This is a genomic window from Reyranella sp. (genome assembly GCF_965279465.1).
Classification (GTDB): Bacteria; Pseudomonadota; Alphaproteobacteria; order Reyranellales; family Reyranellaceae; genus Reyranella.
In genome coordinates this window covers 8044703-8061376 of the sequence record NZ_OZ257242.1, presented here as the reverse complement: position 1 = coordinate 8061376, position 16674 = coordinate 8044703, and the positions used below count along the sequence as shown (strand labels likewise).

The 16674-nt window shown below is 66.7% G+C and carries 15 protein-coding genes; 9 read left to right on the top strand and 6 right to left on the bottom strand.

Going from position 1 to position 16674, the window contains the following annotated elements:
• Window positions 1-7: 7 nt before the first annotated feature.
• Window positions 8-742 carry an NAD-dependent deacylase gene (locus tag ACQY8M_RS39315; protein ID WP_428668211.1) on the bottom strand — a complete coding sequence of 245 codons (735 nt, stop codon included), beginning with the start codon at window positions 740-742 and terminating at the stop codon, window positions 8-10.
• 35 nt (window positions 743-777) lie between these two features.
• On the opposite strand from ACQY8M_RS39315, the gene ACQY8M_RS39310 reads away from it, so the two are divergent.
• The gene (locus ACQY8M_RS39310) at window positions 778-1269 is read left to right on the top strand and encodes a low molecular weight protein-tyrosine-phosphatase (protein ID WP_428668209.1); all 492 of its coding nucleotides are present in this window, start codon (window positions 778-780) and stop codon (window positions 1267-1269) included.
• Here ACQY8M_RS39310 and ACQY8M_RS39305 read toward each other — a convergent pair.
• Entirely contained in the window at window positions 1247-3403 is a 2157-nt protein-coding gene (locus tag ACQY8M_RS39305) for a N,N-dimethylformamidase beta subunit family domain-containing protein (protein ID WP_428668207.1), read from the bottom strand. The genes ACQY8M_RS39310 and ACQY8M_RS39305 overlap by 23 nt on opposite strands.
• 52 nt (window positions 3404-3455) lie before the next feature.
• Between ACQY8M_RS39305 and ACQY8M_RS39300 the strand changes: the two genes are divergently transcribed.
• Window positions 3456-4439: a Bug family tripartite tricarboxylate transporter substrate binding protein gene (locus ACQY8M_RS39300; RefSeq protein ID WP_428668205.1), complete on the top strand. Its 984-nt coding sequence runs from the start codon at window positions 3456-3458 to the stop codon at window positions 4437-4439.
• Window positions 4436-5479 carry a phosphotriesterase family protein gene (locus tag ACQY8M_RS39295; protein ID WP_428668203.1) on the top strand — a complete coding sequence of 348 codons (1044 nt, stop codon included), beginning with the start codon at window positions 4436-4438 and terminating at the stop codon, window positions 5477-5479. The genes ACQY8M_RS39300 and ACQY8M_RS39295 overlap by 4 nt, the downstream gene beginning before the upstream one ends.
• Window positions 5480-5603: 124 nt before the next feature.
• Here ACQY8M_RS39295 and thpR read toward each other — a convergent pair whose 3' ends face one another.
• A complete protein-coding gene (gene thpR / locus ACQY8M_RS39290) occupies window positions 5604-6149 on the bottom strand; it encodes an RNA 2',3'-cyclic phosphodiesterase (protein WP_428668201.1) in 546 nt (181 codons plus the stop codon).
• Entirely contained in the window at window positions 6115-6804 is a 690-nt protein-coding gene (locus tag ACQY8M_RS39285; protein ID WP_428668199.1) for an arylesterase, read from the bottom strand. Before ACQY8M_RS39285 ends, thpR begins: the two co-directional genes overlap by 35 nt.
• Between ACQY8M_RS39285 and ACQY8M_RS39280 the strand changes: the two genes are divergently transcribed.
• From ACQY8M_RS39280 to ACQY8M_RS39265, 4 genes are all read left to right on the top strand, one after another.
• The gene (locus ACQY8M_RS39280; protein WP_428668197.1) at window positions 6803-7519 is read left to right on the top strand and encodes an ABC transporter ATP-binding protein; all 717 of its coding nucleotides are present in this window, start codon (window positions 6803-6805) and stop codon (window positions 7517-7519) included. The two genes, ACQY8M_RS39285 and ACQY8M_RS39280, sit on opposite strands and share 2 nt — an antisense overlap.
• Window positions 7520-7670: 151 nt before the next feature.
• On the top strand, window positions 7671-10196 hold the full coding sequence (locus ACQY8M_RS39275; protein WP_428668195.1) for an ABC transporter permease: 2526 nt from the start codon (window positions 7671-7673) through the stop codon (window positions 10194-10196).
• A gap of 122 nt (window positions 10197-10318) precedes the next feature.
• Window positions 10319-11071, top strand: a complete 753-nt coding sequence (locus ACQY8M_RS39270) for a Bax inhibitor-1/YccA family protein (protein WP_428668193.1) — start codon at window positions 10319-10321, stop codon at window positions 11069-11071.
• A 250-nt stretch (window positions 11072-11321) separates the two neighbouring features.
• Entirely contained in the window at window positions 11322-12050 is a 729-nt protein-coding gene (locus ACQY8M_RS39265; RefSeq protein ID WP_428668191.1) for a winged helix-turn-helix transcriptional regulator, read from the top strand.
• A 39-nt stretch (window positions 12051-12089) separates the two neighbouring features.
• On the opposite strand, the gene ACQY8M_RS39260 is transcribed toward ACQY8M_RS39265, so the two are convergent.
• Window positions 12090-12266: a DUF4169 family protein gene (locus tag ACQY8M_RS39260; RefSeq protein ID WP_428668189.1), complete on the bottom strand. Its 177-nt coding sequence runs from the start codon at window positions 12264-12266 to the stop codon at window positions 12090-12092.
• A gap of 76 nt (window positions 12267-12342) precedes the next feature.
• Between ACQY8M_RS39260 and ACQY8M_RS39255 the strand changes: the two genes are divergently transcribed.
• Both ACQY8M_RS39255 and ACQY8M_RS39250 read left to right on the top strand, forming a co-directional pair.
• Window positions 12343-15585, top strand: coding sequence for an AsmA family protein (locus ACQY8M_RS39255; protein WP_428668187.1), 3243 nt, complete (start codon window positions 12343-12345; stop codon window positions 15583-15585).
• Window positions 15585-16430, top strand: coding sequence for a nitroreductase family protein (locus ACQY8M_RS39250; protein ID WP_428668185.1), 846 nt, complete (start codon window positions 15585-15587; stop codon window positions 16428-16430). Before ACQY8M_RS39255 ends, ACQY8M_RS39250 begins: the two co-directional genes overlap by 1 nt.
• On the opposite strand, the gene ACQY8M_RS39245 is transcribed toward ACQY8M_RS39250, so the two are convergent.
• A complete protein-coding gene (locus ACQY8M_RS39245) occupies window positions 16417-16647 on the bottom strand; it encodes a ribbon-helix-helix domain-containing protein (protein ID WP_428668183.1) in 231 nt (76 codons plus the stop codon). The two genes, ACQY8M_RS39250 and ACQY8M_RS39245, sit on opposite strands and share 14 nt — an antisense overlap.
• Between the last annotated feature and the right edge of the window lie 27 nt (window positions 16648-16674).

The window sequence follows — 16674 nt, the reverse complement described above, 5'->3', positions numbered from 1 at the left end:
CTCCTCTTCATTTCCACCCGCGTGCCAGCACGCGCTCGACATAGGGCGGCACCGTGAGCGTGGCGGGACCGTAGATGTGCTGATGGAACAGCATCTGGTTGCCCGTCGGCTCGAGATTGAGCTCGACGGCGTGGGCGCGACGGTTGCTCCGGCGGACATGCATGACGAAACTCGCGGCCGGATCGACCTCACCGGAGGTGCCGATCGACAGGAACAGGCCGCAGCGTTCCAGCACTGCGTAAATCTCGTCCATATGCATCGGCATCTCGCCGAACCAGACGATGTTGGGGCGGAGCTCGCCGACCGCCTTGCAGTGCGGGCAGATCGAGGCGGGGCTGAGATCGTCGTCGGACTCCGTCACCGTGCTGCACTTCATGCAGCGGATCTCGCCGTCGCGGCCGTGCATGTGGATCACGCGCCTCGATCCGGCCTGCTCGTGCAGCGGGTCGATGTTCTGGGTCACCACCGTGACCTCGCCCTCGTATTTCTGCTCGAGATGCGCGAGCGCCTTGTGAGCGGCATTGGGCGCCACATGCGCGGCCCGGAACATCCTGCGGGTGTCATTGTAGAAATCGAGCACCTTCTTCCTGTCGCGATGCCACGCCTCGATCGTGGCGACTTCCTCGAGATCGACGCGGGTCCATAGCCCATCCTCGTCGCGGAACGTGTCGATGCCGCTTTCCTTCGAAATGCCGGCCCCCGTCAGCACGACGATGCCCGGCGGGAAGAAATCCTGGTGCATGGCGGCACTCTAGCCCTGTGCTAGGGTACCGGACCATGGTCATCGGCGTTCTCTTCGTCTGTACCGGGAACATCTGCCGCTCACCCATGGCGGCCGGCGTGTTCCGCTCCTTGGTGCGCCGCGCCGGCATGACCGATGCCTTCACGATCGATTCGGCCGGCACCTATGACGGCCATGTCGGGGCGCGGGCCTCGATGCTGGCGATCGAGGCGGCACGGCGGCGCGGCTACGACATCGACGATCATCGTGCGCGGCTCCTCACCAACGAGGACTTGCTGAAATTCGACCTGCCGCTGGCGATGGATCGCACCCATCTCGCGGCGATGCGCTGGATGGCGCCGCGCGACCGGCAGGATCGACCGACCCTGCTGATGAAATTCGCGCCCGAGCTTGGCATCGAGGAAGTGTCCGATCCCTACGGCGGACCGGCGCGCGGCTACGAGGAGGCGCTGAACCTGATCGAGGCCGCCTGCAGGGGCCTGCTCGCGGGCTTCCAGTCCGAGCTCAAAGCGGCCAGGTCCGGTTGAGCTCGCCGAAGCGGTTGAGGACGTTGAAGGTCAACCGCGACACGTCGTTGTCGAAGTTCTGCGCCGGCAGCGCGCCGCAGTAGGTGATCGAGCCGGTCGAGAAGACCGCGCCGCCCATCGGCTTCTCGATATAGGTCATGTCGGCGCGGATCAGCTGCTCCAGCGTCTCGCCGGGAATCGTGGTGTCGAAGCCCAGCCGCTCCTCGTGCACCACCACGAAGTTCTTGCGATCGTGGCCTTCGGACGAGGCGAGCACCACGGCATTGAGCGGGCTGCCCAGCCGATGGTCGAGCCGGTCGAGCTCGAAGCCCGCCGCGCCGCCGCCCGAGAATCCGTAGCCGCCGAACAACGCGTCGGCCTTCACGCCTTCGAAGATCCAGGCGTGGTGGTTGTCGCGCGAGGCCGCCGCACGGCGATAGGAGTCGCCCACGAAAGTGCCCTGGCTGGTGAAGCCGATGCCGCACAGGATCTGGGGCGGCCGGTCGCTGCGCCGCCACAGTCCGCCGTAGTTGCCGTCGAACGCATGGTAATATTCGCCGGGCTCGGCAGCCCAGGTACGGATGCCGCCTTCGGTGCGGCGCACCTCTATCGCGCCGGGCACCTTCTCCGAGAGAGCGACCCGCCAGTAGAAGCCGTTGCCGCCGAGATACATCAGCCGGCCTCCGGTATCGATGTAGCTCTGCAGCGCGTCGAGCGTGTTGGCGGTGTGGTACTCGGGATGCGCGCCGGTCAGCACGACCTTGTAGGGCTCGAGCAGCGCCACGCCCTCGCGGTCGAGGTCGTGGTCGGTGATCACGTCGAAGTCGATGCCCATACGGTCGAGCCAGGACGTGAGATGCGAATCGGCCGGCAGGTGGCGTAGGCCCGACCCCTTGGTGTCGAATATGGCGAGGAAGTTCGGCCGCCAGGTGAGCTGCGGCCGAAGCCGCGAGGAATAGGCCACGCCCGAGCCGTCGCGATGATGGTTGTAGGTCGAGAGGCCGTAATCCTTGTGGTCGTCCGGATTGTTGGGGGCGGCCTTCCAGTCGGCGACCCGTTGGCGGAAGGCGTCGTCGAACAGGCCGCGCGCGAAGTTGGTGTAGACCTGATAGGTGAAGGTCGAGACCAGATAGACGACCTTCGCCGTCGGCTTGCCGAGCTCGGGCCGCACGAAGAACGGGATGATGTCGCGGTTCTGCCCGCAGGTCAGCTGCATGCCGTAGACGCCGCTCTTCAGGTCCTTCGGCACCGTGAAGCTGAAGCTATCCTCCCAGCCGCAATCATGCAGATCGTCATCATGGAAATGGATGGCGCCGTAGTGATGCGGCGCGCGCTTCCAGTCGCGCTCGGCGCCGGTCCAGGCCGCGCCCTTCATCGCCCGCGTCGGCAGGTTGACCAGTTTCCCGTGCAGGCCGTTGGGACCGGTGTCCTCGATCTCCATGGACTCCATGCGGCGCGAGAAATCCCAGGCTGCGAGGCCTGCGATCGATGGCGCCTCGATCTTGCCGTTGAAGCAGCGCTGCGCCGGCCGGTCGCCGCCGGCTTCCGCGCCGATCAGGATCGGCAGCGCCGCTTCGATGGCGAGCGGCGTTGCGGCCGTGAGGCTCGCGTCGCCTTCGTCCTCGACAGCGAAGGCGCGCTTCAAGGGCTGCTGGCCGACACGCAGCATGCCAGTGCTCCCGTCGGCGCTCGCCCAGACGCGATACCAGGTGTGGGGGCGCAGGCCCTTGCCAACCACGACTCTGTCATGGCCAATCTCGAGCTGCATGCCCTCGGGCGTCAGCACCAGCGCGAAGCCTGCGCCCGTCTTGCCGTCGCGACGAGAAATCACGGTCTGCGGTCCATCGCCGGGCAAGGTCGGCCAGATCAAGGCCTCGACCGAAAGAGCCTGCGGCAGGGCAACGGACGCCGCGCCCTCGACGATGGCGTAGGAACCCGGGCAGGCATGCTGGACCTTCGAGGGGAAGCGGCCGTCGAACTGCTCGGAATGATCCTCGAGCGTGGTGCCGCGGCCGGCGGGATTGGGATCGCCGCAGATGATGCGCACCAGCGCGGCATTGAATGGTCCGGGCCCGTGGCTCGAAACCTTGAAAGAGATCGTCTTGCCGGCACGTACCGAAACGCGATTGGCGTAGCCAGTGAGCGGTGCTGTCACGTTGTCTCCCCGTCATCGGCCGGTATAGTCGCTGCACAAGGAGAGAATCGCCATGGCAAAGTATTTCGGCCGTCGAACCCTGATGGCCGGTGCAATAGGCGCGCCACTGATCGCGCGGCAGAGCTGGGCCCAGGCGTTTCCCAGCAAGCCGATCCGCATGATCGTGCCGTTCGCGACCGCCGGTACCACGGATATTCTGGGCCGCATTGCGGCTGAGCACCTGCAGAATGCCTGGGGCGCGAATGTCGTGGTCGAGAACAAGAGCGGCGCCGGCGGCAATATCGGCGCAGACATCGTCGCCAAGGCGCCGCCTGACGGCTACACTCTGCTGCTCGGCACGGTTGGCACCGCTGTCACCAACCAGTTCCTCTACAAGAAGATGCCGTACGACACGGCAACCGCGTTCGCGCCGGTCGCGCTGTTCGGCGAGGTGGCCAACGTGCTCGCCGTGAACAAGAGCATGCCCGTCAACACGGCCAAGGAATATGTCGAGTACTGCAAGAAGCAGGGGCCGAACAAGGTGAGCTTCGGCTCGCCGGCGATCGGCGGCACCGGCCATCTCGCCATGGAATATTTCCAGGCGCTGGCCGGCTTCAAGGTCGAGCACATCGTCTATCGCGGCAGCTCGCTGGTGCTGCAGGACCTGCTCGCCGGCAACATCCCGAGCACAATGGACAACCTGCCGCCCTACCTGCCACACATCAACTCGGGCGCACTGCGGGCGCTGGGCGTCAGCTCGAGCAAGCGCTGGTTCGCGCTGCCCGATGTGCCCACCATTGCCGAGCAGGGTTTCGACGGCTTCGACGCCGCGCCCTGGTGGTATGTCGCCGCTCCCGCCGGAACGCCGAAGGAGATCGTGCAGAAGCTGTCCGACGAGCTGGTGAAGGGTGGCAAGATTTCGGCCGTGGTCAAGAAGATCCGCGACGCGGGCGCCTCGGACCTGATCGGCACGGCCGATGAGCTCGCCGAGCACATCAAGAAGGAAACGGTGAAGTGGAAGAAGGTGGTCGAGGCCGCCAAGCTGGAGCCGCAATGACCCGCGACCAATTGAAGGGCAAGATCCAGACGGTCCTCGGCCTGATCGAGCCGGAGGCGCTGGGCCGCACGCTGATGCACGAGCATGTGCTGTGCGACATCCGCCCGCCCGGCACGCGCTCGGACAACGACCTCGGGCCGGAGATCACCCTCGAGAACGTCTGGCAGATCAACTACGGGCGCGGGCTGAAGCGCGCCGGCCGCAAGTACATGCTCGACCTCGAGGATATCGCCACGCGCGAAGTCGAGATGATGAAGCACGACGGTGGTGACGCCATCGTCGAGCTGACCTGCGGCGGCCTTTCGCCCGACCCGTCCGGCCTGAAACGCATCGCCGAGGGCACTGGCGTGCATCTCGTGATGGGCTGCGGCTATTACGTCAACGACTACCAGGACCCGAAGAATCACGATCGTCCCGTCGACGACTTCGCCGAGGAGATGATCGGCCAAATCCTGCATGGCGCCTGGGGCACAGACGTGCGTGCCGGCATGATCGGCGAGATCGGTTGCCAGTCGCCGTGGACCGACACCGAGAAGCGCGTGATGCAGGCCGCACTGATCGCGGCAGAGCAGACCGGATCGTCGATCAACGTCCATCCCGGCCGCGATCCCGACCAGCCGCGGCAGGTCGCCGATTTCATCAAGGCGGCCGGCCATCCGACCGAAAGGATCGTCATCAGCCACATCGACCGCACGATCTTCGATGAGCCGCGCCTACTGAAGCTCGCCGACTCCGGCGTCACGGTCGAGTTCGACTTGTTCGGCCAGGAGTCCAGCTACTACGGGCTGAGCGACATCGACATGCCGAACGACGCGACGCGTCTGAAGCTGATCCGCGCGCTGATCGATCACGGCCATCTCGATCGGGTCGTGATCAGCCACGACATCTGCCACCGCACCCGGCTCGCCAGCTTCGGCGGCCACGGCTACGGCCACATCTTCCGCAACGTCGTACCGATGATGAAGAAGCGCGGCTACAGCGCCGAGGAGATCGACGCCATCCTGGTGAGCAACCCGCGACGGCTGCTGACGTTCGCCTAACCGATTCCCTTATCGGAGCGTCCCGTTCTTGGTCATGTTCTTCTTCTTCCGGACCGCAAGCTTCCAGCTCGCTCATGATCGATGAGCGAGCTGGAAGCTCGCGGTCCGGGAAGACGATGACGCCTCAGAACGTCAGATCGTAAACCGCTTCCTCGCGGTAGACCGAGCCGCTGCTGCCGCGCCGGCTGGAATAGAGCGCGAAGTGGTCGGCGACCCAGGGCCCGGCATGGAAGGTCGAATGGCTGGCCATGAACTGGGCGATGTGATGCCCGGTTTCTGCGCTGTTGGCGAAGCGCGCCAGGGTGACATGCGGGCGGAATTTGCGGCGGTCGATCGAGAGGCCGCAGTTGCGCGCCACCGTCGACACCTTCTGCTGCAGCCAGTCGAGCCGGTCGCTCCTCTCCACCAGAGCGACCAGTGCCTTGGGCTGCTTGCCGGTCGAGAACTGCTCGACGCCGGCTACGGCGACGGGGAACTTGGGCCCGGCGATGTCGGACAGCTCTTCCTCGAGGTCCTTCATGACGCTGCCCTGCACCTCGCCCGCGAAGCAGAGCGTGACGTGCAAGTTCTCCGCCGGCACCCAGCGCGCGTCGGGCACGCCCGATTGCAGGGCCGCGAGGTCATCGGCGATTTCTTCAGGGACGGGCAGGGCGATGAACAGCCGCGGCATGATCGTCGAGGTTCTTGGTCACGAAGGGCAGCAGCCTGTCGGCCACGACCTGCGCGCCCTTCGGGTTGGGATGGATGCCGTCGGCCTGGATGAAGGCCGGGTCCTGGGCGACGCCGTCCAGGATGAATGGATAGAGCGGCACCTGATACTTTTCCGCGATCCGCTTGTACAGGCCATCGAAGGCCGTGACGTAGTCCGATCCGAGGTTGCGCGGCGCCAGCATGCCGGCCAGCCACACCGTGACACCGGCGGCCTTCAGCTTCTCGACGATTGCCGTGAGGTTCTTCTCCGTCACCTTCGGATCGGTGCCGCGCAAGGCGTCGTTGCCGCCCAGCTCGACCAACACGATGTCGGGCTTGTCGGCCAGCATCCAGTCTATCCGGTCGAGCCCGCCCGCCGTGGTGTCGCCCGAGACACCGTGGTTCAAGACAGTCACGTTACGGCCCTGCGCCTTGAGCGCGACTTCGAGCCGCGCCGGGAAGGATTCCGCCGGTTTCACGCCGAAGCCTGCCGCCAAACTGTCGCCCAGGACGGCGATCTTGATGGGCGTGCTTTGTGCATGCGCCTGAGAAAGAGGCACTACAGCCAGCAAAAGAACCGCGAGCAGCGAATTGACCGCCGCCGCAAAACGACCATATGCAATGACAAGACTCATGGCCGTGACAATCCCGCACCCTATCGTCCGTTTCACGGACGTCCATCTCGACATGGCAAGCGATGCCGGCATGGTCAATATCCTGCGTGGCATTACGCTCGATATCGCAGCCGGCGAGATCGCCGCCGTCGTCGGCCCCTCGGGCGCCGGTAAGTCGAGCCTGATGATGGTGGCGGGCGGGCTGGAACGCGCCAGCTCGGGCAAGGTCGAGGTGGTTGGCCGTGATCTCGGGCCGCTCGACGACGACGCCCGCGCTCGCCTGCGGCGCGATCATCTCGGTATCGTCTTCCAGGGCTTTCACCTCATCCCGACGATGACGGCGCATGAGAATGTCGCTTTGCCGCTGGAATTCGCCGGCCGTTCCGACGCGTTCGAGGCGGCGCAAGGGGCTCTGGAGAGGGTCGGGCTCGGCCATCGCCTCCGCCACTATCCGGCGCAGCTTTCCGGCGGCGAGCAGCAGCGCGTAGCCGTGGCGCGCGCCTTCGTCGGCAGCCCCAGGCTCCTGCTGGCCGACGAGCCGACCGGCAATCTCGACGGCGCCACCGGCAAGCAAGTGATGGACCTCCTCTTCGAGCTTGCGCGGTCCGAGGGCGCGACGCTCATCCTCATCACCCACGACATGACGCTGGCCGAGCGTTGCGACCGCATCCTGCGCATTGCCGATGGCCTGGTGGTCGACGACCGGCGCACACCGCACGCGTTAGCAGCGCAATGACGAAGCCGTATCGCTCAGATCCGGTTGCTGGGAGTGCGGCTCTCCGGAGCCGCTCGTGGGATGTGGCAACGCGAAGAAGAGCGGCTCCGGAGAGCCGCGTTCCCAGCGGAAAGCTCTCCCATTTGCCTCGCCGCGCTGGGCCCCGGTCGGCATGACGAATATTCGTCTCGCCTTCACCCTGGCGCGGCGTGAGATGCGCAGCGGGCTGGGCGGCTTCCGGCTGTTCATCGCCTGCCTGGCGCTGGGGGTCGGCGCGATCGCCGCCATCCTGTCGTTCAGCCGTGCGGTCGAGGAGGGGTTGCGCGCCGACGCCCGCGAGATCCTGGGCGGCGACGTCGCGGTGTCGCTGCTCTATCGCGAGGCCACGCCCGAGCAGATCGCCTGGCTCGGCAAGCAGGGCGAGATGACGCGCTGGATCGACAGCCGCTCGATGGCGCGGCCGATGAAGCCCGACGGGCATCCGGCGCTGATCCAGCTCAAGGCGATCGAGCCCGCCTATCCGCTTTACGGCACGGTCGAGCTCCAGGGCGGAGGCTCGCTCACCGACGCGCTCGCCAGGCGCGAGGGCGTATGGGGCGCCGCCATCGAGGACGTGGGGCTCAAGCGCATGGACGTGGCGCTGGGCGACCGGCTGAAGGTCGGCGACGCGATCGTCGAGCTGCGCGCCATCATCGCCCGCGAGCCCGATCGCGGCGTGAACGCCTTCGCGAGCCTTGGCCCGCGGCTGATGATTCCGCTGGCGGCGATCGCCGAATCGGGCCTGGCGCAGCAGGGCAGCCTGCTGACCTGGGAATATCGCCTGCGCCTGCCGGCGGGCGTCTCGGACCTCCAGGCGATCGAGCGCCTCAAGGCCGAGTTTCCGCAGGCCGGCTGGCGGGTGCGCGGGCTGGCCGATGCCGGGGGCAGCATCCAGTTCTGGCTGAACCGGCTCACCCAGTTCCTGAGCCTGGTCGGGCTTTCGGCGCTGCTGGTCGGCGGTGTCGGGGTCGGCAACGCCATCTCGAGCTTCCTGACGGCGCGGCTGCGTACCATCGCGACCCTGAAATGCCTGGGCGCGCCCGAACGGCTGGTCTTCCTCGCCTATTTCCTGCAGATCGCCGCGCTGTCCCTGCTCGGTGTCGTGGTCGGCGTGGTCATCGGCGCGGCATTGCCGTTCGTGGCGCAGTCGGCGATCGCCGATCTCCTGCCGCTGCGTGCGCGTATCGACGTCTACATCCGCCCGCTGGTCACGGCAGGAACGTTCGGCCTGCTGGTCTCGCTGCTCTTCGCCCTGCTGCCGCTGTTGCGCGCCCGCGCCGTTTCGGCGGCGACCCTGATGCGTGGCGCGGTCGTCGGCAACCGCCGGGTGGCGCTCGGCGAGCTGGTGCTGATCGCCGGCGCGGCCGTGGTGCTGGCGGGCTTCACCGTCTACGTGGCGCCCGAACGGCGTACGGCGGGATGGTTCGTGCTCGGCGCGATCGGTGCCTTCATCGCTTTCCCGCTGCTGGCGCGCGGGCTGATGTGGGCCGCGGCGAGGGTCGGCAAGCCCAGGTTCGCCGCGCTGCGGCTCGCGCTCGCCAATCTCCATCGGCCCGGCTCGCCGACGCCGATCGTCATGCTGTCGCTCGGTCTCGGCCTCACCGTGCTGGTGGCGACGGCGCTGATCGAGGGCAATCTGCGCGAGCAGATCACGCAGCGTATCCCGAAGGATGCGCCGGCCTTCTTCTTCGTCGACATCCAGAGCTCGCAGATCGCCGAGTTCGAGAAGACCATCGCTGCCGTGCCGGGTGCGGGCAAGCTCGAGGAGGTGCCCTCGCTGCGCGGCCGCATCGTCAAGATCGCCGGCGAGCCGGTGGTCCAGTCGAAGGTGCCGCCCGACGCCCGCTGGGCGGTCGACAGCGATCGCGGCGTGACCTATTCGGCAACCCAGCCGGAAGGCTCGCACCTCGTTGCCGGCCAATGGTGGGCACCGGACTATCGCGGGCCGCAGCTCGTCTCGTTCGATGCAGAGCTCGCGCGCGCCTTCGGGATCGGTGTCGGCGACACGATCACCATCAACGTCCTCGGCCGCGATATCGAGGCCAGGATCGCCTCGCTGCGGCGGATCGAATGGCAGACGCTGTCGATCAACTTCGTCTTCGTTTTCTCGCCCGGACTGCTCGACAAGGCGCCGCACACCTTCCTGGCGACGGTCAAGGCCACGCCCGACGCAGAGGACAGGATCTTCCAGGACGTCACAGACCGCTTCCCCAACGTGACCGTGGTGCGCATCCGCGATGCCATTCAGACCGCGTCGGACGTGCTGGGCAACATCGGGCTGGCGGTCCGGCTGATCGGGCTGCTCAGCATCCTGGCCGGCATCCTGGTGCTGGCGGGCGCCATGCTGGCAACCCAGCGCCGACGTATCCACGAAGCGGTCGTCATGAAGGTTTTAGGGGCCACAAGAGGGCGAATTGCGGGCACTTTTGCGTGGGAATTCGCCACTTTGGGCCTCGCGACGGCCCTGGCGTCGCTGGCGGTGGGGACGGTCGCGGCCTATCTGGTGGTCCGCAATCTCATGAATCTCAGCTGGACCTTCCTGCCTACGGTCGCCGTGGCGGTCGCGGTCGGCGCAATGGCCCTGACCCTGGCCTTCGGGCTGGCCGGCACCCTGGCGGCGCTGCGGCAGCGCCCATTGGCCTTATTACGCAATGAATGAGTGCATCTCGCGCTCATGGATGCTTCTATACAACACGTTTACGGCCTTGATTCAGTCGAGCTGAATAGCCACATTGCAGCGCGAAGGGGCTCGATAACGAGGTCTCTCGGAGGCTAGGGAAAATGGCAAACCAGAACTTCAACACCTTTGGCCGCGGCGGCGTGATTGCCGACCAGGCATCGTTCGATGTCGGTCTGCGCGCGCACATGATCCGCGTCTACAACTACATGGCGTCGGGCCTGGCCCTCTCGGGCATCGTGGCCTTCGCGCTGTTCAGCTCACCTGAGCTGGCCGGACTGTTCTTCCAGGTGTCGCCACGCGGCGCCGTCGTCGGGCTGAACGTCCTGGGCTGGGTCGCGATCTTCGCGCCGCTCGGCTTGTTGCTGCTGACCTCGTTCCGCGGCGCCAGCATGAGCGTCGGCGCGGTCCAGGCAGTCTACTGGGCGGTCACGGCACTGATGGGAGTCAGCCTGTCGCTGCTGCTGTTCCGCTACACCGGTGCTTCGGTCGCCCGCACCTTCTTCGTGACCGCGGCCTCGTTCGGCGCGTTGAGCCTCTACGGCTACACGACCAAGCGCGACCTCACGGCGATGGGCAAGTTCCTGTTCATGGGCCTGATCGGCCTGATCCTGGCCAGCCTGGTGAACATGTTCTTCCCGTCCGGCACGATGAGCTTCATCATCTCCGCCGCCGGCGTGCTGATCTTCTCGGGCCTGATCGCCTACGACACCCAGAGGATCAAGGAGCAGTATGCCGACGCCTACGGGACTGACGTTGCCGAGAAGATGGCGATCTTCGGTGCACTCAGCCTCTATCTCGACTTCGTCAACCTGTTCCAGTTCCTCATGAGCTTCATGGGCCAGAACCGGGAGTAGTCACCGAACCAAAGCTTCCGCTGCAAGGCGCCCGGGTCGAAAGACCCGGGCGTTTTGCTGTCTGGTTCTCTCTCCTCTCCCCCTGGCCGGGAGCGGGAAGATGCATAAGGCGTCATAAAGAATCGCTGGGGCGGCATTCCTGCAGAGCGAGGCGGGGTAGTGCGGTGCTACTGCTGGCGGCAACGGTGCTCGTTCTCGTGCTCGCGAACTCATCGCTCTGGCCGACGGTCGTGCACGCCTTGCACGTCGAGTGGCGACCAAATCGCTGACGCACTGGCGAGCTGTCCCGGCCGGCTCAGGTGGCGCGATCGCCGGCGCGCCGGGCGGCACCCTGGTGCCGGCGGCGATCTGCGCCGCCTTCACCTGGAACGACCCTGTCTCCCAAACGGGCGGAGACAGTGACCCTCTTCGTCGGACCCGGCTGGGCCGGCCGGATTGCACTGCGTCGGCACGGGCCTATACTTTGGCGATGCGGCGCACATCGTACGAACAGCTGAATTGTTCGATCGCTTCCGCGCTCGACGTCGTCGGCGAGCCGTGGACGCTGCTGATCGTGCGCGACGCCTTCTACGGCGTGCGCCGCTTCGACGACTTCCAGGAGAATCTCGGCATCGCGCGCAACGTGCTGACGGCGCGGCTGAAGAAGCTGGTCGAGGCCGGCGTCTTCCGCAAGTCGGCCTATCGCCAGCGGCCGCTGCGCCACGAGTATCGCCTGACCGACAAGGGCGCGGCGCTGTTCACCGTGATCGTCGGCCTCAAGCAGTGGGGCGACCGCTTCGGCCCGGCCGCCAAGAACGGCAAGCCGATGGATCTGGTCGACCGAGCCGACGGCCATGCGCTCGAGCCCGCGCTGATCGACGTGCTGACCGGCCGACGGCTCGAGCTCACCAACGTACGCGCCGTGGCCGGACCGGGCGCCGTGCAGGCGACCCGCGACTTCTTCGACCGGCTGACGCTGACGCGGCCGAGCCAGCGTTAGTCTTCATTGCTGGGACCGCGCCACTCCGTGCGGCCCCAGCTAATCCTTGAGTTCCTTGTCGTCGAGCGAACGCCGCTCCCGTTCCTTCGCGTCCTTGTCGGCGGCCTTCTGCGCCCTGGTGCGACCGAAGCGCAGGCGGTTGGCCTCGGCCTCGCGTTCGTGCTCGCGGCGGGCCTTGTCCTTGCGGACGCGCTTGAGGTTGACGATCTCGGCCATTGATTGATCTCGATTTCTCTATGCCGTGGCCAGGGGCGATGCGCTAGTGTTTCCGAAGCGACCGATGGAGATGCGGGTGACCCCTTCCGTACGCAAGAAGGTGCTGATCGGCGCGGGCAGCGTGCTCGGTGTGCTGATCGTGGCGCTGCTGGTTGCGCCGTTCGTCCTCGACCTGAACAGCTTCAAGCCGCAGATCGCCGCCCAGGTGAAGAAGGCGACTGGCCGCGACCTGGCGATCGACGGTCCGGTGGCGCTGTCGCTGCTGCCGGTGCCGAGCGTGACCGTCACTGGCATCAAGCTCTCCAATGCGCCGGGCTCCCGAAACGCCAACATGGTCGAGGTAAAGTCGGCCACCGTGAAGCCCTCGGTGTTCGCATTGCTGCGCGGCGACATCGAGATGACGGAAGTCAAGCTCGTCGAGCCCAGGATCGTGCTCGAGATCAACGCCGAGGGTAAGCCGAACTGGGAATTCACGCCGTCGGTCGCGGAGGCCGTGCCGGCCGCGCCGAAGCCCAGCTCGCCCCTGCCGCTCTCCCTCGGCAAGCTCACGGTCGAAAACGGCACGCTGATTTTCAGCGATTCGAAGGCGGGCCTGTCGATCGCCGCCGAGAACGCGACGGTGACGGCATCCGTCGGCTCGATGAGCGGGCCATATTCGGTGGTCGGCGCCGCGTCGGTGAACGGCACGCCCCTCAAGATCGATCTCGACGTCGGAGCCAAGGCGCGCGACGTCCTCCCAGCCAGCCTCGCGCTCGAAGCGGGCGGCGGCAAGCTCGGCTTCAAGGGCACGATCAGCGAGCTCGGCCCGAACGCCAAGGTTGCGGGACTGGCCAATGCGTCGGCCGATTCGCTCAGCGCTTTCGTCGCTACGCTCGCGGGCCTCGCTGGCCAGCCGGCGCCGGCGATGCCGCAGCTGCTCGCCAGCAAGTTCACCTTCGATGGCGGCGTCGAGATATCACAGACCGAGTTCGCGGCCCGTGATTTCAAGATGGCGCTGGCTGGCGACAGCGGCTCGGGCTCGATCGCCGTGGTCCTGAAGCCTGCCCTGACCGTCGAGGGTAAGCTCGTTCTGCCGAAAATCGACCTCGACCGGACGCTGGCCGGGCTCGCGGTACCGTCCGCGGCGCCAGGCAAGCCTGCGCCGCCTGCCGCACCGACGACGACCGGCGACGCCAGCGTGCTCGACACGCTCAGCGCCAAGGTTTCGATCGAGGCGGCGGAGGTCATCTACAACAAGCAGCCGATCCGAAATGTCGCGATCGAGCTCGATGCCAAGGGCGGGACGGTCGCCGTGCCGAAGCTCGCCGCGACCTTGCCGGGGGATATGGTGCTGCAGGCCCGCTCGACGATGTCGGGCGATCCGACCAGGCCGACGGTCGCCGGAGAATTCAGCCTGGTGGGCCCCAAGCTGCGCGAGACGCTTGATTGGCTGGCGGTCGATGTCTCGTCGGTGCCGCCCAACAAGCTGACCCGGCTCAGCCTGAAGGGCCGGCTGGGCTCGAACGGCGGCAACGTGCAGGTCAACGACGCGGCCTTCGAGCTCGACGACGTCAAAGGCACCGGCGGCGTGGTCGTCACCTTCTCGGTGCCGCTGTCGATCGTGACGCGGCTCGAGATCGACACGATCGATCTCGATTCCTTCCTCGCCACGCCGGCAGCTGGCCAGAAGAAGCCGCCGGCAGCGGCGCCCGCCGCCACGACGGCCAGGCCGGCGGCGCCCGGCCCGTCGCTCGGGCTGAAGCTCAAGGTAAACAGGGCAATCTACAACAAGGATACGATCGGCGGCATCGACGTCGATCTCGCCCTGAAGGGCCGCACGCTCGAGCTGAAGGACATCAAGGTTTCGAATCTGGTTGGTGCGCGGCTGGCGGTGCGCGGCAACGTCGTCGACTACGATTCGGCACTGCCAAAGGCCGATATCGCCTTCAACTTCGAGGCGCCCGACATGGCACGCGTGCTGAAGGTCGCGGGCGCCACGGCGCCGACCGAGTTCGGCCAGGTGACGGCGAGCGGCGGCGTATCGGGCACGGTCGAGGCGCTGACCTTCCGCGAGCTTCGGGTCGCGGCGCAGGGCCAGAGCGCGCAAATCGACGGCACGCTTGCGATGCCCGGCGCCTCTCGCGGTCCGCCGTCCTCGATAGGCTACAAGGGCAAGGTCGCGGCCAGCGGCCAGACCATCGAAGGCACGGTCGACGCGAAGGTCGCAGCACGGCCCAGCATCACGGCCGACCTCAGGACGACGCTGCTCGATCTCGACAAGCTGAGTGGGCCCGCGCCGGCGCCGGCGCGGGGTGCTCGACGGGCGGCGCCCGCGGCCGCTTCGTCGACGATCGACACCTCGGCGATGCGCGCTTTCGATGCCTCGCTCAAGCTCAGCGCCGGAACGCTGGTCAGCGCACCGCTGCGCCTGTCCAACGCCGACATCGCCGTGACGTTGAAGGAAGGCGTGCTTACCCTGCAGCACTTCAAGGCGGGACTCTATGGCGGCGCGCTCAATCTGTCGGGCACCGTCAACGGCAGCAAGCCCGCGCTCGCCTTCGACCTCAGGGGCGACGCCAGCAACATCTATCTCGGCGAGATGTTGCGCAGCCTGTCCGGCTCCAACCAGTACGGCGGCGCGGTGAGGGTCACGGTCGACGGAAAGCTGAGCGCCACCGGCATCGCCCTGCGCGGCGGTGGCACGACCGCGGAGCAGATCAAGGCTTCGGTGGCGGGCGGCGCCCAGCTCGGCGGCCACGTCTTCGTCGGTGCCGACAAGGCGCTGACGACACTCGGCACGGCGGCGGCCGGCGCCGTCGGCGGCGTGATCGACAACGCGCTGGGCAATGCGCTGGGCGTGACCGGGATGAAGGGCGGGATCGGAATCAGCAATCTGCTGACCGCAGTTTCCGTGGTGCTCAACCGCTTCGTCAATCGCGACAATCCGATTTCCGGTCACCTCGACATCGCGGGCGGCATGCTGTCCGACAAGAGCCTGATCGTATCGGGCAACCGCGCCACCGCCAATATCGTGACACGCACCAACCTCGCCGCCTCGACCACCGACACGACGGTCAACTTCATGATCGCCGAAGACGGGTCGGCGCCGTACATCATCGCCACCGCCCGCGGGCCGTTCTCGAAGCTGAGCTACAATGTCGTGCGCGGCAGCGCGAAGGACCCGCCGGGCATAGCCAACACGCCGACCACGACCGTCCCCAACGCAATTCCCAATATCATTCCAGGATTGGGCGGCGGCACGGGGGGCGGCAGCGGTGGCAGTGGCGGCGGCCAGCGGCCGCCGATCAACATCCCCATTCCCAACATTTTTGGACGCTGATGCTCGAACGATTGAAAGCCATCCTCAGGGCCCGGTTTGGAACCGCACCTGCTCTCGCAGAAACCCACCTGCCCAACGGGGCAAGGGGCGTCGAGGTGCTGGCCGACATGGCCAACCGCCGCGTGATTCGGCGCTACACCGACCGGCCGGTCGACGATGCGCTGCTCGAGACGCTCTGCGCCGTGGCGCTGTCGGCGCCGTCCAAGTCGGACCTCCAGCAGGCCGACATCGTGATCGTGTCCGACAAGGGCCAGCGCGAGAAGCTCGAGGCGCTTCTGCCGGACAATCCCTGGGTCAAGGCGGCGCCCTTCTTCCTGGTGTTCTGCGCCAACAACCGCCGGCACCGGCTGCTCTTCCAGTGGCGCGAGCGGCCGTTCGTGAACGACTATCTCGACCCCTTCTTCAACGCCTCGGTCGATGCCGGCATCGTGCTGGCGACCTTCGTGGCGGCGGCCGACCGGGTCGGGCTGGGAAGCTGCCCGATCAGCGCCATCCGCAACCATGCCCAGCAGGTGTCGGACATCCTGTCGCTGCCCGACCATGTCTTTCCTGTCGCAGCCCTGGGCGTCGGCTGGCCGTCCTTCGAGGGCGTGATGAGCCCGCGCCTTGGCCTCGACGTCACGATTCATCGCGACCGCTACGACGAGGATGGGCTGCGCGAAAAGATCGGCGCCTACGACAAGAGACGCGAGGCGGTGCAGCCGTACAAAGCCCAGCGCTACACCGATAAATTCGGCCAGAGTGCCGACTATGGCTGGTCGGAGGACAAGGCCCGGCAATATTCGGTGCCGGAGCGAGCCGATTTCGGTGCTTTCGTGCGCCGCAAAGGCTTCAAGCTCGACTGATCTTCCGCTTCAGCTGTTTCAGGACGTAGACCCGAAGCGTGCTGGAAAGGTTGGCGCCCCCGCCGGGCGGCGACGTCCGGACCTTGTCGATCTCCGTCACCAGGGCGTTGAGCGACAGCTCGCGGGCCCGGGCGAGCGCCGACAGCTCCTGCCAGAACTCGTCCTCCAGCGAGATGCTGGTCTGATGCCCATGGATCGTGATCGAGCGTTTGCGCATGCGTGAATTGTTGCAGCGGCAAGACGC

What these genes read in the sequence shown, in the direction of transcription:
- ACQY8M_RS39270 (WP_428668193.1), top strand. Translation starts at nt 10,319, where the DNA reads ATGGCAAACCAGAACTTCAACACCTTTGGCCGCGGCGGCGTGATTGCC.
- ACQY8M_RS39315 (WP_428668211.1), bottom strand. Translation starts at nt 742, where the DNA reads ATGCACCAGGATTTCTTCCCGCCGGGCATCGTCGTGCTGACGGGGGCC.
- ACQY8M_RS39310 (WP_428668209.1), top strand. Translation starts at nt 778, where the DNA reads ATGGTCATCGGCGTTCTCTTCGTCTGTACCGGGAACATCTGCCGCTCA.
- ACQY8M_RS39295 (WP_428668203.1), top strand. Translation starts at nt 4,436, where the DNA reads ATGACCCGCGACCAATTGAAGGGCAAGATCCAGACGGTCCTCGGCCTG.
- ACQY8M_RS39260 (WP_428668189.1), bottom strand. Translation starts at nt 12,266, where the DNA reads ATGGCCGAGATCGTCAACCTCAAGCGCGTCCGCAAGGACAAGGCCCGC.
- ACQY8M_RS39285 (WP_428668199.1), bottom strand. Translation starts at nt 6,804, where the DNA reads ATGAGTCTTGTCATTGCATATGGTCGTTTTGCGGCGGCGGTCAATTCG.
- ACQY8M_RS39300 (WP_428668205.1), top strand. Translation starts at nt 3,456, where the DNA reads ATGGCAAAGTATTTCGGCCGTCGAACCCTGATGGCCGGTGCAATAGGC.
- thpR (WP_428668201.1), bottom strand. Translation starts at nt 6,149, where the DNA reads ATGCCGCGGCTGTTCATCGCCCTGCCCGTCCCTGAAGAAATCGCCGAT.
- ACQY8M_RS39245 (WP_428668183.1), bottom strand. Translation starts at nt 16,647, where the DNA reads ATGCGCAAACGCTCGATCACGATCCATGGGCATCAGACCAGCATCTCG.
- ACQY8M_RS39250 (WP_428668185.1), top strand. Translation starts at nt 15,585, where the DNA reads ATGCTCGAACGATTGAAAGCCATCCTCAGGGCCCGGTTTGGAACCGCA.
- ACQY8M_RS39280 (WP_428668197.1), top strand. Translation starts at nt 6,803, where the DNA reads ATGGCCGTGACAATCCCGCACCCTATCGTCCGTTTCACGGACGTCCAT.
- ACQY8M_RS39275 (WP_428668195.1), top strand. Translation starts at nt 7,671, where the DNA reads ATGACGAATATTCGTCTCGCCTTCACCCTGGCGCGGCGTGAGATGCGC.